General features: G+C 68.6%; 9 protein-coding genes. 1 reads left to right on the plus strand and 8 read right to left on the minus strand.

Annotated elements, in window-relative coordinates:
* Window positions 1-74: 74 nt before the first annotated feature.
* Together ADY01_RS05810 and ADY01_RS05815 are read right to left on the minus strand one after the other, a co-directional pair.
* Window positions 75-6236, minus strand: coding sequence for an NUP-1 (locus tag ADY01_RS05810; protein WP_049566629.1), 6162 nt, complete (start codon window positions 6234-6236; stop codon window positions 75-77).
* 227 nt (window positions 6237-6463) lie between these two features.
* Window positions 6464-8692, minus strand: a complete 2229-nt coding sequence (locus ADY01_RS05815) for a hypothetical protein (RefSeq protein ID WP_234320092.1) — start codon at window positions 8690-8692, stop codon at window positions 6464-6466.
* Between the two features lie 1286 nt (window positions 8693-9978).
* On the opposite strand from ADY01_RS05815, the gene ADY01_RS05820 reads away from it, so the two are divergent.
* Window positions 9979-10332, plus strand: a complete 354-nt coding sequence (locus ADY01_RS05820) for a VOC family protein (protein ID WP_199826172.1) — start codon at window positions 9979-9981, stop codon at window positions 10330-10332.
* A gap of 216 nt (window positions 10333-10548) precedes the next feature.
* On the opposite strand, the gene ADY01_RS38895 is transcribed toward ADY01_RS05820, so the two are convergent.
* From ADY01_RS38895 to ADY01_RS36670, 6 genes are all read right to left on the minus strand, one after another.
* The gene (locus tag ADY01_RS38895) at window positions 10549-10743 is read right to left on the minus strand and encodes a hypothetical protein (RefSeq protein ID WP_159000978.1); all 195 of its coding nucleotides are present in this window, start codon (window positions 10741-10743) and stop codon (window positions 10549-10551) included.
* A 643-nt stretch (window positions 10744-11386) separates the two neighbouring features.
* Window positions 11387-12154: a hypothetical protein gene (locus tag ADY01_RS05825; protein ID WP_049566638.1), complete on the minus strand. Its 768-nt coding sequence runs from the start codon at window positions 12152-12154 to the stop codon at window positions 11387-11389.
* A gap of 3 nt (window positions 12155-12157) precedes the next feature.
* On the minus strand, window positions 12158-14161 hold the full coding sequence (locus ADY01_RS05830) for a hypothetical protein (RefSeq protein ID WP_049566642.1): 2004 nt from the start codon (window positions 14159-14161) through the stop codon (window positions 12158-12160).
* 77 nt (window positions 14162-14238) lie between these two features.
* Window positions 14239-14682: a hypothetical protein gene (locus ADY01_RS05835; RefSeq protein ID WP_049566645.1), complete on the minus strand. Its 444-nt coding sequence runs from the start codon at window positions 14680-14682 to the stop codon at window positions 14239-14241.
* A 742-nt stretch (window positions 14683-15424) separates the two neighbouring features.
* On the minus strand, window positions 15425-15613 hold the full coding sequence (locus tag ADY01_RS05840; protein WP_234320093.1) for a hypothetical protein: 189 nt from the start codon (window positions 15611-15613) through the stop codon (window positions 15425-15427).
* 144 nt (window positions 15614-15757) lie between these two features.
* Window positions 15758-15892: YjbQ family protein (locus tag ADY01_RS36670; RefSeq protein WP_199826173.1), on the minus strand; the 135-nt coding region annotated here is incomplete at its 5' end.

Below are 15892 nucleotides of genomic sequence, written 5' to 3' on the forward strand. Positions count from 1 at the left end.
GGCCCTGCTCCTCTGTTGCTCTGCTCCTCTTCCGTCCTCGGGCCGGGTGACGCGGTTTGGCCGGGGTCACGGCCTCATGTGCGGAGCGTCACGCACTCCCGCAGGAGCGGTTCCAGTCGAAGGTGTCCGGCCTCCCGGTCGAAGACCTGAAGGGCGTCGAGGCAGGAGACGATCCATCGGGCCTCCTCCTCGTCCTCCAGCCCCGCCGCCGCGAGTGCCACAGCGGTCACCGCGCTCACCAGGTCGAACCGGTCCTCATTGAACTCGGCGGCGAGCGCCTGATAACCGGTGGCGAGCACGGGGTCCGCGTAGACCCCGGTCGCCTCGGTGAAGGCGCGGGCGTCCGACCGGTCCATGCGGATGTCGGCGAGCTGGCGGAACACCTTGTCGGCGTCGCCCAGTTCGCCGTGCAGCCGGTGAGCCCGGTCGACCAGGAGCGGCCAGCCTCCGGTCAGTTCGTGGAGTCGGTCCAGACGGTCCTCGGTGTGGAACATTTCGACGCGCTGCGCCCAGCCCCGCAGACTGCGGCGATCGTGGCGGCGCAGCACGACCGGGGCCGCAGGGGTGCGCTCAGCGCCCGTCAACAGCGTTCGCCACAGACCCAGTTGGTCGACATCGGTGACGAGGACGACCGCTCGAGTCACGCCAGGCGTGCCGGGCAGCAGCGTCTCGGCCTGGTCGACGGCCTCTCGGCACGTCTCTGGACGGGCCGGATAGTTGGCAAAGTCGCTGATGACAACCCTCCGTTCGCGCGGCGCTCCGCCCGTGAGTTCCTGCCGGTACACGCGTCCGTTGCCGACGGCTGGCAGCTTCCAGTCGGCGACGCGTCCTGCGACCCTGCGCAGGGTGTCGCCGACGTCGGTGACACCCGTCGCGGTGCTGCCCAGGACGACCCGCGCCTGGTTGGACCGCTCCCCAAGCAGGTCGTCGAGCTGAGTGATGGTGAGCGGGGCGGGCCGCCCGTCCGGCAGCTCGGGACGGCCCTCCAGCACGATGCTCTCCTGGAGTTCGCAGTCCTGTTCGGCCCTGAGCAGTCGGGCCTCCACCTCGTGGGAGCTGCCGATCATCCGCAGGGCGCTGGGACCCCGCAGGTGCCAGCCGAGACCGTCGTGGTTGGGGGCGAGGATGCCTAGGCCGACCATCTCGGAGAGGTAGGCGCGGAAACCCTCGGTGTCGAGCTGTTCGAAGCCCTTGCGCCAGTACGTCTCGCACTCCTCACGCAGTTCGGTGTCGCTCAGCCGCACCTCCAGGCCGCGGTGCCGGGCGTGATAGGCCAGCACGTTGGCGATCACGTCGTAGCGGTGGTCGAGGCTCAGCGTGTCCTTGAAGGCAGCCGAGATGCTGTCCCGCAGCCCGGTGTCCGACTCCACTACCTCGATGTCCGCCAGTTCCACCTTGTACAACGGCCCAGCCGGTCCGTTGGGCCCACGTCGTGCCCGCTTGCGGTGCATCACCTCCACCAGCCGGTGCCCGAACATCTGAAGCAGGAACGGCTGGTAGGAGCAGTATCCGAGCACCCGGTTGACCAGGTCCAGGTCGAGGAACTCGAAGCCGAGGGCCCGCATCGGTTCGACCAGCAGCTCGGCGGCGAACTGCGGAGCGAGCGGACCGATCACCTTGGGGGTCTGCGCGAGATGGCCGAACGGTCCGTTGCTCGCCATCTTGGAAAACCGCTGCACGGAGTGCAGGCCGGCGAAGACGACCTTGGCCCTGTCCTTGGTGTCGTCCCCCAGGCCCTTGAGCTTCTTGGTCTGGTTGAACCGGGGAGCGTCCGCCTCGAAGAACTGGTCGCATTCGTCGAGCAGGATCAGCAGCCGCCGACGTGAGTCACCGTCGGTCCATGCCTGGATCCCCGCGCGCACCCGTTCGGAGATGTCCTTCACGGGCTTACGGCCCTGAGGAGGGCCCAGCACCTGCGCCTCGGTGAGTTTGCGGTCCAGGACGCTCCACAGCGTCTCTGGCCCGAGCGAGCTGCCCTTGCCGATGTTCTCCTGGTCGAGGTTCACGTACACCGACAGATGGTAATCGGGGTACTGCTCCATGAACTTGTCCCCGGCGTCGGCGAGCAGCGCCGACTTGCCGAGGCCCCGGCCGCCGAAGATGACCTGGGTGCCGCGCGGGTCGAGGATGCTCTTGCGTTCGGCGTCCCGGCCGTAGAACATCTCGCCGCCGATCCGACCTCGCTTCTCCCTGATGTACGGGTTAACGCCGGAGAACGGCAGCAGGGTCTGGGTAGCGATGCTCACCTGGCGGTTGCCATGGGCCGCGAGGTAGGCAAGTGCGGCGTCGTCCACGACCAGCAGCGGCTGGGACAGCCGCCCCGAGCCCACAGCGAGCTCGATGCGCGCTTCCCGGCTGAGGGTGCCGAAATAGAGCACGACCAGGCTTGTTCCACTGGTGTCGCGCTCGGCCCAGCTCATTACGACCTTGGCGGGCGGCCGACCCCACACCATCATCACCCGCAGGTTCCCGCCGTGTTCGCGGATCTGCGAGCCGAACGCCGGCGCCTTGGCCCTGCCGTTGATCACTACGTCGGTCGCCTCGACGAGCCTGTACTCGCGCCGGTGCTGGGACCGCTCGTCGAGCTGCCGTGCGCTCTTGGCGTCGTACCCGAGCAGCTTGAGGAGCGGCGGCACCCGCCGTGTGTGCGCCACGTGCAGCCTGTCCTTCGGCTCGGTGGTGCCCATGAGCCGCCACTCGTCGAGGGCGTCGGCCGCGAGCGCCGCCTCGTCGGTGGACAGCGCACTGTAGTCCAGCACGGGAACGGCGGGATCCGTGCCGCAGGACCGCACCAGGCTGACCAGGTCGCGGTCGATGCCGCCGCGCAGTCCGTCGGGCACCGCCGGGAAGAACTCCGCCAGATGGGACTCGCCGTTCTCGATCTCGGGGACGTCCTCGCCGATCTCCAGGAAGTAGACAAGATCGGCGGCGGTGGCCAGGTCGTTGGTCTCCAGGCGTCGGAGCACCTGCGCCCGCTGGTCAGCGGTGCTGTCCAGCACGTCGAGCCGGGCCCGGAGTCGGTCGGCCGCCTCCCGCCGAAAGTCGGGGAGGCTGCTCCGTACCGTGTCGAGGCCGCGGCGTACGGCGACCAGGTCGTGCGTCTCGGTCTTGTCGAGCCGCTCCCCGGCATCCGCGAGCAGCTCTTGGAGGCGCAGATCCTGATCGTCGGTCACAGCGCCGTCCGCCTGCGCACGGTGCAGTTCGGCTACGAGTTCGTCGTGTTCCCCGCGCAGTTCCACACGCCGGACGCTCTCCCGCTCCTCGACCTCGGTGAGCGAGGATGGCAGGAACTCCCCGGCCCGGGCGGCGGGCAGCACCCCGCGTTCGGCCAGTTCCACGATGGTACGGACCGCGGTGAAGGCATCGTGGTCCAGTCGCTCAGCGACGGCTTCCGGCCAGCTCCGGTCGACCGCGGCGAGCAGTACGGCCGACGACGGCCGCTCCTCCACCGAGTCGCACACCTTGAGCAGTTCCGCGTCCAGCACGACTTCAGGAGGAATCGGTCCGCCCGTCCGCATGGTCGCGTTGTCCCCGGTCAGCAGACCGTACAGCTCCTTCATCGAGGCACGGGCCGCCCACGCCTTCGCGGCAGCGAGACCTGCCGAGCGGCCGGCGAGCTGCTTCAGTTCCCCCAGTACGCCGTCCTTGCCGTCCAGGAGCGACTGCCGAAGAGAGGAGATTTCCTTCACCGCGCGGTTGCGGTCGGACCGGCCGCCCCGGCGGGCGCCGTCCACCACCAGGCACCACTCCTTGGCCGGACCGACGGCGCGGTCCACGAGGTGCACCAGGTCCTGCCTTCCGGACCCCTGAAGGGGTTTGCCGCTCGACGAGCGATACGTACGGTCTATCCGGTCGATCTCGCTGTTAACCTCGGCCAGTTTCGACAGGCGTTCCGCCTGCTCCCGCACATGCTGGATCGCGGCCCGGTCGTCCAGCGCGACGGCTGTCAGAAGCGAGCCGAGCAGCCCGCCCTCGGGTGCCAGCCATCGCTTGGCGATCTCCGTCGCCCGCGCGAACCGCAGCCGCTGCGGCGCCAGCAGCGTGTTGCAGTGGTCGCGCAACTCCGCAAGGCGCGCGTCGCGTTCGGCGTCATCGGCTATGACGACCAGCGGCGACGCGATCAGGGCACCGCTGAGCGCACGGTCGGCGACCGCGGTCGCCGCGCCGCCGAGCTGGTCGGGCAGACGGGGTACCAGCGCCTTAAGCTGAGCCCCCGCCAGATGGTCTCCAGTGATCAGCGCTGTCCGCAACAAGGCTGGGAGCAGCAGGAGTTCGCTCCCCTCGGTGTCGCGGCCCGCGTAACCTCCATAGCTCTCCAGAAGGTCGGTGGTGAGCCGCGCGCCGCGGCTGTCGCCGGAACTGAGCAGCATGGCGGCGCCGGCCAGCCGGAGCGCCGCCGCCTGCGGCTCGGGACGACCCACGGCGCGGGCCATGTGATGGGCGAGCCCGAAGCGCCGCTCAACGATCAAGCGGGCGAGGACCCGCTCGGCCACGGCCTCCTCGGCGTTCTCCTCATCCGGCTCTTCGTCCGCAGAAGGGCCGTCGTCATGCCGGGACGGCTCCTGGGCGTGGACCGTCCCAGGGGAGGACACGCGTTCGCCGGGCGTGTGGGCGGCCACGCCCGCAGACGCCACGGTGGGCGCGCTCGAGCTCGCGAGCGCGCTGGTGGGCATGGGCCCGGGGACGCTGTCGAGCGTGGTCGCCGGGGTGCTGTCCGCGGATGCCGTGGGCGGCTGGGCGGCGAGGCCGAAGGGTTCGGGAACCGTCTTCGCAGGCGGGGCGGTCCGCTTCTCGGAGGCGGAGTCGGGTGCGGCTTTGCGGGAGTGAGCGGCGGCGTCATCCACCGGGGCCGGATCTGCCGATGCGGGAGGCGGTCCCTCCGCAGATTCCTCGTCCGTCGCGCCGACCTGTCCCTCGTCGGCCTCCGTCTTCGCGTCCGCCCCGGCCGGCGTGCGGAGGGGCGCCTCGGGCTGCGGGAACGACAGATCGGTGACCATGACGGCGGCCATTGCACAGGCAGGCAGTACCCGTACGACCTGTTCCTGAAGAGCGAGGATCTCCGCCGCCGCGTCCGCCTGACGCCCCAGTCGGACGATCCGCGCCAGCGCCAAGAGAGCCGCGCTCTCCTCGCGCTGTTCCTCCCCCCACGTCTGCTCCATCAGCAGGCTCCGCGCCGCTTCCCGAGCGGCCTCGGTGGCCGAGGTCGCGGCGCTGCCGGGGCGGCATACGACATCCAGCAGTGCCCGCAGGACCTCCCGCGCCAGTACGTCGTGTTCACTCGCCGCCCGGTGCGAGTCCGCGGCACGGACCATGTCCTCCAGACGGCGGGACACCCCTTTGATCCCGGCCGCGCCGAACGCCGCCTCCGCACGGTCGAACAGGGCGTTCAGCGCGGTCAGCCGCAGCAGGTCCTCGCTCTGTGGCGGACTTCCGTCCGCGACCGCGACAATCACCTTCTCAGCGGCATGCCGGGCGAGGGCAAGGGCCGACTCCAGCTCTCGGCAAATCTCGTCCGGCTCCGGCTCCGGCTCCGGCCCTGCGCCCTCGCCCGCCCCTGGTGCCTCGGCGGCGACGATGTCCGCAACCGTCGGCGGCATCCCTCGGCGCGCGCTGTCCTCGGGCGTGGTTCTCCGCTCTCCGGGCATGCCGGGCTTGAAGGTGGGGTAGGCGGCTGCGATCTCCCTGGCCAGCTCGCCGACCTTGTCGAAGCGTGCCTTCTCCTCCTCGCCCGCGTTCCCGGCGAACCAGTCCTGGTCCGCGGCCCAGGCCAAAATGTGGGCGTCGCCGACCGAGGCGTTGCACCATACGAAGACCGTGGCCCTGACCAGTGGCTCTCCCCACCGGGATACCGGGTCGGACGCAGCGTCCCCTGAGGGGGCGCAGGCATGCTGGCCGACTTGGTTCATCACGGTGTGCGTGAGCGTCTTGACCGCGCAGGTGCACGCATGCTGCCGCGCGTCACGCTGAAGCCTGCCGAGCACATCCCGGCACAGGGACTTGCTCGCCCGCCGTGGTGCCGCGATGCGGATGCCCAGGCTGTCCAGCAGATGCTGACGGCCCTTGGGTAAGAGGGAGTTGAACGCCAGCTCCACCGCGCTGACGGGGAGTTCGTGCACAGCGGCGACAGCCGGCGATGTCAAGGCCCTGAGCGCCTCCGCCAGACCTTCGAGTTCCTCGGCGGGGACGCCTTGCGGGGACAGCGGTGGCCCCGTGACGATGTGATAGCGGTCTCGCATACGGGTGGCTACTCCGTTTCCTCGTGCTTCTGAACGGTGTGCGGGCTGGGCCTGACTGACGGGGATCCGACCTGACAGATACAGGCCCGCCCTGGCAGGTGTGGTGTCTACGGGGCGGACTCGGGGCCAGCCCGGCGGTGCGGAAGGGGGATGGCGCTCGGGCGATCGACCGAGGTCGCACAATCGGTGTGGACCTCCGGGATCGACCGAGCACACGCGCGGACCTCTCAGTGTCCACGCGTGTGCTCGGTGACGAATGTGTAGCCGTAGGGTAGTTCCCAGCCGTCCGCCTTGCCGAGACGGCGGCAGTAGTCGCGGAAGGCCGCACGCTGGACCTCGCTGGGAAAGCACCCCGGGCGCAGGCGGCGCAGATGACCGGGAACGAACTGGACGCCGAGCAGCGCACCGCCCTCGTCCGTACTGCCCCAGGGGCATATCACTCGTCGTTCCAGCGGTCGGTAGCCGATCAGCGCGATGACCGGCTGTCCATCGCGCGCCGGGTGGTGGGGGCGCCCCAAGGCGTCTCGGCTACCGAGGGCTGGTTCCAGCACCCGCTCCGCGAACAATTCCATGACCGCCGACTCCAGGGAGGCGGCCTGTGCGCGGGCCGGACGGTGCCCGTAGGCGGCGGTCGGCAGTGCCGCACGGTCCATGAGGGCGTGCCCGTCGAGGGTGAGCAGGCCACAGCGCCGCACGGTGCGCATGACCAACTGTCGTGGGCCGAGTCCGGCCGCACTGTCTCCGTGGCGGTCGCTGCCCGGGACGTCTTCGCGGGTGAGCACGCGCGGGTCGTAGCAGTGGCCGGTCTCGCGGTCGCCGATCAGTACCCGCTCGCGGAGGAGCGTGGTGGTCATGCGGATCGTGGCGCCACCGAGACGGCGGTGGACCTCGATCATCAGTCCGGGGAAGAAGTCGAGCGGCCAGACGACCCCGGTCAGCCGTGGCGCCTCGTGGCCGAGCTCCACGGTGACATCCTGTTCCGCCTCCTTCTCATCCACCGTCTGCCCCGGGTGGCCCAGTTCCAGGCGCAGAATCGGGTACCGGTCATGGGACCGGTAGAGGTCGCGTACGGCCTCCGGGGGCAGGGGGAACCAGCCGTTGATGAGGTGGGCCAGCCGCAGGGGCGCCCGCCAGACGACGTCGGTGCCATCGCTGCGCAGAAGTTCACCGGAGCCGAGAGAGGTGTCGTCGGCGAGCGGCAGATCGACCGGCTCCAGTTCAACGCAGGGCTCAGCCTCCGGGGGTAGGGTCGAGGCCCAGCCGCGCCCGGCCGGTATGAGGGGGTCCCCCGAGGGCTCCGGTGCACCGGGGTGGTGGGACCGCCAGACGCCTCCGCTTTCGAAGGCGTCGTCGAGGGTGATCAGCGATCCGCTCGCAAACAGGCCCTGTTCGCTGTCCCGTTGGACGACATCGGCGAGCGCCATGTTCGCCCGGCACACCGCAGCAGCGTATCCGGTTCCGGTGAGCAGATCCGCCGCCCCGGGGAAGGCGCGCAGCCTCGGGCCGACGGCGATGTATACGGGGTGCGCGGAAGTGTGTATGTAACGCCGTTTCACCGGCACGGCCGCGTGCTCCACCGCCGCCGCCAGGGATCTGAGGTCGTCGCCGCCCAGCGGGCCAGTGTCCCGCCAGCACTCGGCCAGGGAGGTCCTGGTCAAGGCGTACTGGCCCCATGTACGCAGCAGTTCGCTGGAGTCGAGGACACCCCGGATCGTGTCGAAGATGCCGGCCAGCCCTGCCCGCAGATCCTCGTCACGCGTCCCGCCGACCAGTTCGGCGAGGGAGACGGGGACGAAAGGGCTGAGTAGCTGGTCCTGGGCGGTGCTCAGCAAATGGTCAGCGTACGCGGAAAGTTCGTCGCGCCGGGCGGCCTTCTGGGAGGGGTAGCAGACGTCGACCACCAGATGTCCGTCCGCGTTGATCCATCGCTGACGGGTACGCAGGCGGTGGAGCTGGGTCGGCGAAAGACGCAGGGCAGGTCCGAAGGCATCGAGGTCGGGCACAAGCAGTTCCCTGCGTCGCGGCGCGGCCCCCTCCCCCGGTTCGCCCGGCCCTTCGGCCCCCGCAGGAGCCCCCGACACCCACGCCGGCACGTCACCGTGCACGCTCGCCTCCGGGTGAGCGCCCTCCCGGTAAACGATCTCCGCGAAGAGCGGATCCGATCCTGAGGTCACGCACACCATCGCTCCGACCGGCAGTACCGGAGCGCACTCACCGAGGGTGATCACAGGAAAGTCCTCGGGGCGCAAGGGGCTCGCGCCGTACCCCTCCCCGCCGAGGTCGTACCCGAAATACGCGGCGTTGAAGGCGACCGCGGTGTGCACAGGTGCCCGACGGGCCGCCACAACAGCCTGGAGGTAACTTCGCAGCCGCTCCCGCTCCTGCTCGGGCACCGCGTCGTGCCCTGCCGTCATGGCGGGTGTCAGCAGCGCCCGTTCCCCATACGGATCGGACACCTCCGTTCCCCCGGACTCACTGTCTGTAGCCGACTCATACAGGTCCCCACCCATAACACCTCCGCCACCACCACGAACTCGCCCCGGCTCGTCTGTGGTGATCCCGCAGACTATGCCCACTCCTGGCATCTCTGTGGCACATTCATCACTTTACCTGGACACGCCGCAGGCGCCTCTACATCTCCCTTCACGGACGAACTCACCCAAACCGAACAAGCCAATCGTATTACTGCTGCGCCAGATGACGCATACGAGACCACGTTGACGACGTGAACGTACATACGCCGCGCGCGTCGCACCAACGCACGGAGGCGTGATCGCTCCCTACCCCCGGCGCCCCATCGATGCTCGCCACTTTTGACAGGGTCCGACCTGTCGACAAGGCGCCTGACACCCCATCCGAACGAGCGTCAAATGAGCGTCAAGATATCGCCCGTAACGCCCACACCGCACATAATACGCGTGCATAAAATCGCAGGTCAGGAGCCCTTCGCGGCCGATTCAAGGATGGCGACACACTCCACATGGTGCGTCATCGAGATCACATCAACGTCGCATGACGCGCCTACTGGGATGACGTGCCCTCGACGTCCCCGACCAACGGCCGCCCACCAACTCCTCAGAAGGCAGGAAAGTCACCCCAGGAACCTCAGCCGCACCTGGCGTTCCGCGTTGTCGACATTCGTGTCCGCCAACCTCCACAAGGACAACTCCGGCCTAACCGGACGTGGCTTTATTCACGAATCGTGACGGCGGTCGTACACGAGTTTGGAATGCGCCCGTTTCCACGGTCGGGTGATGTTCACGAGTTTTGACGACAGTGGGGGGCTTGCCAGGACAGCATCGGGGTGTTCCCGGTGAAAGGTCCTGGTCATGCCGCAGATGTCGAAGGTCGAGCTGTACGCGGCGGATCCGGCGGATCCGGCGGAACCACCGGGCCGGCGTGACGATGCGCGAGCTGGAGCGCAAGTACAACGTCGGCTGGCGGACGGTGCGCAAGGCGGTGATCGACGGGATCCTGCGGACGGACCTGGACGCGCCGCGCAGGCAGCGGCACACCGTCACCCGGATCTTCCACCGGCTGGTCGACGAACACGGTCCCGACGTGTCGTATCCGATGGTCAGGCGCTATGTCGCCGACCGGAAGCCGCAGATCGCGGTGGAAGCGGGCAAGGCGCCCATTGAGGCGTTCGTCCCGCAGACCCACCCGCCCGGCATGGAAGCGGGCCCTCTTTGCCGGTGGCGGCTTCGCGGGGTGGGTCGGCGGCCTGCCTATGCTCAGGCCCATGGCACTGGAATGGGAACAAATCATCGTCGACTCCGCCGCCCCGGTCGCTCTCGGGCGCTGGTGGGCCGAGGCTCTCGGCTGGGTCGTGGTCGACGAATCCGAGGAGATCATCGAGATCCGGCCTGAGCCGGACCGGATGCCGGGTCTGCTCTTCGTGCCTGTCCCCGAGGGCAAGACCTCGAAGAACCGGCTCCACCCCGACTTCCGCCCCGACGACCAGGAGGCCGAGGTCGCCCGGCTGCTCTCCCTCGGTGCCCGGCGCGTCGACACCGTGCAGGACGGGCAGCACTGGGTGACTCTCCTCGACCCGGAGGGGAACGAGTTCTGCGTCCTGAGTGACCGCCAGAGCTGAGCGGGGACCGGGCAGCGATCCGGGGCCCGACGTCCGCCTCGTTGACACGCAAGTCAGTGACGGGACGTCATTTCCCGTGAACAATCTGGCAATCGATCAGTGCAGAACGGTCATCATTGGCGGGATGACCACGGCGGCTGAAGTACCCGCCAGGCCCGCGAAGGTCGGCCGCGACTGTTCCTCCGCGCTGGCGCCGCGGCTCCCTGCCTCCCCCAGTCAGGAGTCGTGGCGCCTGGTCACCACCATCGCCGTCCCTGTGAGTACCGCTCCCACTGGAGCTTCGGCACGGGTGCCGCGCTTGGCGACCCCGGTCTTGTCAAGGGCGGGTAGCTGGGGACCGGTGTTGCTGTGCGGTCCCAGGTCGAGTTCCCCGACGGGTCGGCCGTCGGCGTCGAGGTAGACGACGGGCATGTCGAAGAGATTCAGCGCCGACAGACGGGGGCTGTGGCCTGAGGAAGGGGCCGCAAGGTGGCGCCGGCGTCCGGGGTGAGGGACGAGGGTATGTGGGAAAGGAGTGCTGTGGCCGGGCGCAGTTGAGCGTCGGCCTCGCTTTGCCGGTAGCCGCGCAGCAGGGCTGTTGACCACGACCGTGAAGGCCAACAGGCCCACCGTCAGCAGGCCCACGGTCAACAGCACGAGGCAGCCGACCTGGCCACCACCAACTCCCGCAGGACGCGCTGTCCACGCCGCACGAGAAACTCCTCCAGTACCAGCGACAGGCCCAGACCTGGGCTGGGTCCCGACCTAGTGCAAACCAGGCGGCGGCCGGCTCGCACGGTCGGTCGTCGACTTTCGGGCCTCACTTCGCCGAGCGGCGGAATCGTCGACACCACCGTCAGCTGGGAGCTGGCCGTGCTGTTGATAGGGCATCTCGTCCGGGTGTCGCTCGAGTCGGGCACGCCGCCAGGCCGCGTCGAAGGAAAGGCTGCCTCGGCTAGCCCGCGCCAGCCACCACGCACGCCAACTCGTCCACGGCGAGAGCAGCCACCGCCACACTGTCGTTCTCACCGGATCACCGCGCCCGCGAGCCACGGGCGGATGCCCGACACCTGCCTCACGACTCACCCGCCGGGTCGACTACAGCGTGCCCGTTGAGCAGGGCCAGCGCCTTCGCGGCGTGCTGCGGTCGCTGGGCCGTATCCATACCGGCGGCCAGCAGGGTGTATAGCATTTGCTTCTGGGCGTGATCAGGGAAGCTAGTGAGGAATTCGCGCAGCACTTCGACGGCTCCGTGCTCGACACTGCGCTCGTCCTCGGGGCGGTGCAGTGCGAATATCTCCGCAATGCTGGTCACGTCGTCGGCGAGACCGGAGAGCTTGGACAAGTCGACGCCTTCCCGCTCCACCCAGCGCACCAATAGGGCCGCGGGGTCGGCCAGTTCAGCGGCGAGCGCATCGGTCTTCTGCCGGCGCAGGATGTCTGCGACGGCCTGCTGGCGTTGCGCTGCCAGCAACGTGGACACCGCCGTCCGGTCGTCCGGCAGCAGATCCAGGGTCACCTCTGCTGTGAACTCGACGGGAGGCTCGGTCGGCAGCTGACGCTGTCGTGCGAGGTGCTGGCCCAAGACGTCCCGAGCCGATGCGAGGTCGGCCGGGTCGCAGCCCGTGGAGACCTCACCTGCCGCACGTCTGAGCGCGGTGCGCACAGCCCCTGCGATCTCCGGGGCGGTGCCCGGATAGGGAGGCTCGGAGAGGACCGTGGCGGTGATCCGGGCTGTGAAGCCGATGCCGGGGCAGGAACTGGACAGCCGGAGCTCGAAACGGGTCAGGCCGCGCCGGACTGTGCTGCGCGCACGGCGGCGCGACCATCGTGTGGAGGCCATGGGTCAGGACTCCACCGGTGCCCGCTCGTGGGCGGTCTGCACCGCCGACAACGCAGCGGGTAGCCGGAGGTCCTTGCGCAGCTCGATGACGGCCTTGTCGTTGGCGACTCCTGGTTCACCGAAGATGAGCGCCGAGATCGGAGTGGAGTACAGATGCTCCACGACGACCTGGTTGAGGATGTTCGTCATGAGCTCGGTCGGAACGTCCTCGCTCTGACGGACCTCCGCCCAGGCCGCGAGGAGTTGCCGACAGTCGTCGTCGACCCGGGTGTCGGCCAGGGCCGCGCTCCAGCCCTCCACGAGCGCCTCCCGCACGTCCTGCTTCTGCTCGGCCGCCGCCAGCATGACCTGGAGAACGTAGGGGTCGACGCGCGGATCCAGCAGCGACAGGAACGCTCGGTGGCCTGCCAGGTGTTTCTTCTGGGTGGCCCACTTGATGACCGTGCTCCACACCCGTGGCAGCTGGCCCTCGCGGGCAGCGATGTCGCGCAGTGCCTCCTGCGCCGTCCGCACAGCCTCATCGGGCTCGTGCCGGTCAAGGATGTGCCGCAGCCGGACGAGGGCCTGGCGAGGGTAGTGCTGGGCGAATTCGCCCTGGCAGACCAAGGCGACGACGGTCGCGACGGCCTCCGACTCGTCCCGTGCCGAGTCCAATAGCAGGGAGCGGACCTGGGCCCCCAGCGGGTCCGCTTCCGCGGCTACAGTCAGAAAGCGGGCGATCAGCTCACGGTGCTCGGCACTGTTGTCGCCGTTGTCGATCCACGCGTGGACCTGTTTGACGACGCGGATGTCGTTCTCTGCGACGGCCAGTTCGACCAGGAGATTGCTGATGGCAGTTAGCCGGTCGGCACCCGGCTCCCTGGGCGCGGTGATGGCGTCCAGCCAGGTCAGCAGATGTGGGTGGATGTCGGCGCGCTGCTGCCACAGGTGGAGGAGGACGGCCCGGTCATATCCGGGTTTATGATCGAGGGTGACGGTCCGCCCTTTGACCTCGGCGCCCATCGTCGTCAGCCGGGTGGTCAGATCGGGTCCGGTCAAGATCGTACGGACACTCGTCTCCGGATCGTCACCGAGCAGCGTCCGGGCGCCGTCTTGGATCGTCAGCGCGTCCCTGTTGTTGAGGAACAGGGACGAGATGAGCAGAGCGCGGTCCTCCGGTTTGTTCTCCGTCATCTCGAAGACGTTGTTCACATCGGAGCGCCACTCCTGGAAGACGCTGATGGCGCGCTTCAGTCCCGCGGGAGAGTCCTCGGCGGAGGCGAGGGTAGTGGCTAGCCGAGCCGCGTCCTCAGGACGACTGCTGTCGGTCAGCAGATGGGCGGCCTTACCGGCCAGGTCCTCCTCCGTGGATGTCCTGCTTAGCCAACGGATCAGGTCCGGTCGGTGGTGCACGTACTCCAGGTGCATCCAGGCCACGCGGTGCGCGGACGGCCGGCCCGTGGCGCGGGCGACGACCTTGGCGAGTGCCCCCGACACGGTCTCGGGCCACCCGTGTTCGTCGGCGATCACGACAAGGAAGGAGCCCGAGAACCTCAACTCCTCGGCATGACTAACCAGTTGCTCCGCGACGTGGACGGACTTCCGCCAGGAGCTGATCTCCGCCGCCACATCCAGCAAGTAGCCCGTGCCCGGCTCGTCGGGCAACACCGAGGCCTCCGGGAAACCCGGCTTCTCCCAGTCCGGCACGATCTCCTGGAGCTTGAGACTCTGGCCTCGCGAGGTTTCCTCCACCCGGGAGAGCTCCCAAAGTGCCTTGATTCCGGCCGTCCGCTTGCCGTACCCGGCAGGGCCGGCAATGACTGCAAGCCGAGGCCCGCCTCCCACCAGACGCTCTATGGCCCTGGCCGCCGTACCGACTTCCTCGTCGCGCACGCTCAGGTCCACCCACGCCCCTCGTACGGCGTCGAGCTCGGCCTGCGGGATGTCGCTCACCGGCAGCTGAGGCTTGCTCGTCATCGTGACGGAGCCCGCGGCCACGATGATCTTCGAGTTCTGGTTGTTGTCCACGGACACCTGGAACCCAGGTGCGGAGGCGACGGGAGGAGGTGGAAGCGATGGGACGGGCCCGAGCACAGTCTCTTCGCTCACCGGCTCTGCTCCGGCGCGCGGTAGTGGATGCCGCCCGAGGCGCTGATGTCACCGGCGGAGATGACGACCTGGCTGTTGGTGTTGCCGTGCACGGTCGTATGCGCCCCCGCGCTTGTGTCCGCCCCCTTGACCCGGTCGGCCAGGTCCTGAAGCGCCTGCGCCGCGTCCGGGTTCTTCCGCAGGAACGCCGCCAACTGGATCGTCAGCTCGCTGCGCAGCTGGTTCTCCACCGACCCGCGTTCGCTGTCCGGACTGTCGACGAGTCGCTGCCGCGCCGTGTCGATCAGACGCAGCTCCTGCTCGACGCTCTCCTCCCCGCCTCGCCTGAGGAGGCCGGCCACCGCATCCCGCGCGTACTCCCACGTGCTCCTGACCATCTCGGTGACTAGGGCACCGGCCCCCACACCCGCGACATCCATGATGTTCAACGCGTCCCCCATCGTCGTTTCCCCTGCCCCGTGAGACGTGCAGGGGTCGGCGGCATATTCGACACATCAGGGTGGATGTCAGCGCGGAGGCCAGCAATCGAAAGCATTTGCCATATACCGGAATGAGCTATCGCCAAGCGGGTGGATCCGGCCGAGTCGAACCTGGGCTACGAAGCGCTGTGCTGAGTCAAGCCCCGCAAACCCCAGGATGGGCGGCAGTTCAGGTTTCGACTACGGTGCAACTTGGCCAGAGCATCACTTTGGGTGAATGTCCGGAAGTGAATGGAGCACGGTGGTGTGAGCACCGTGAATCCGGTAAAAGCGCGCTGATGGAGTGACGTGTGGCGGACTCGACGGCCCTGGTCAGGGGAGTCGGCCTTTCCTTGTGCACGTAGGCCCAGTCACGGTGGGTCTCAAGCATCGCAGTCGCTGCTCGGCAGTTCTGTCGCGAGTCATGCAGCGCACCTTGGAGCGGCCTGGAAACCGGGCTGACTGCTGAGGCGCAATTGGCGGGACATCGTTGCATCCGAGCACTACGGTGGGGACGGTGCCGAGGCCTGTGAGTTTCACGAGCGTACCGGCGGGAATCCCCGGTCGCGTTTTCATGCCTTGGCACAGGCCGATGTGAACTGGCTGGACAGGGCAGCCCTGTTGGAGGAATGTACGCGGACTCCCGAGCCGCTGTTCGAGAATCTGGTCAGATCTGCGTTCCAGGTCACTGGCGCAGATGCAGGTGGGCAACGGTGGCTGGTGCTCATGCCAGGCCGTCCCACGGCCCGCGCTCGTCGCGCAGCCATGGCCCCAGGCGGGGCCGTGTCACCGGATCCGTCGCCCCAGAAACCTCCCAGTCGTCCGCCCAGGCGATGATGTGCCCGCCGACGCCGGCTGCGGCCCGCAGGACGTCCTCGCGCTGACGCTCCGGAGAGGTGGTCGCCAGCTTCATCCGTAATAACCGGCGGATCCCCAGCAGCCACCTGCCGCATCCGTCGTAGGGGCGCCATGCCGTCCCGAGGTCCGTACCAAGCACTGCGTCTCTCTATCGGCCAGAGGCTTGAGGAGGATCGGCGATCGCACCCGGGAGCCAGGATCACCCCAGGAAGCTCAGCCGCACCTGCCGTTCCGCGTTGTCGACATTCGTGTCGACCAGGCAGACCGACTGCCACGTGCCGAGCTGGAGGCGGCCGGAGAGGACCGGGAGGGTGGTGTGCGGGGGGAGGAGGCC

It is taken from the genome of Streptomyces sp. SBT349 (assembly GCF_001083795.1).
In the GTDB taxonomy this organism is placed as follows: Bacteria; Actinomycetota; Actinomycetes; order Streptomycetales; family Streptomycetaceae; genus Streptomyces.

What these genes read in the sequence shown, in the direction of transcription:
- ADY01_RS38895 (WP_159000978.1), bottom strand. Translation starts at nt 10,743, where the DNA reads ATGCCCGTCGTCTACCTCGACGCCGACGGCCGACCCGTCGGGGAACTC.
- ADY01_RS05825 (WP_049566638.1), bottom strand. Translation starts at nt 12,154, where the DNA reads ATGGCCTCCACACGATGGTCGCGCCGCCGTGCGCGCAGCACAGTCCGG.
- ADY01_RS05820 (WP_199826172.1), top strand. Translation starts at nt 9,979, where the DNA reads ATGGCACTGGAATGGGAACAAATCATCGTCGACTCCGCCGCCCCGGTC.
- ADY01_RS05840 (WP_234320093.1), bottom strand. Translation starts at nt 15,613, where the DNA reads ATGAAGCTGGCGACCACCTCTCCGGAGCGTCAGCGCGAGGACGTCCTG.
- ADY01_RS05810 (WP_049566629.1), bottom strand. Translation starts at nt 6,236, where the DNA reads ATGCGAGACCGCTATCACATCGTCACGGGGCCACCGCTGTCCCCGCAA.
- ADY01_RS05835 (WP_049566645.1), bottom strand. Translation starts at nt 14,682, where the DNA reads ATGGGGGACGCGTTGAACATCATGGATGTCGCGGGTGTGGGGGCCGGT.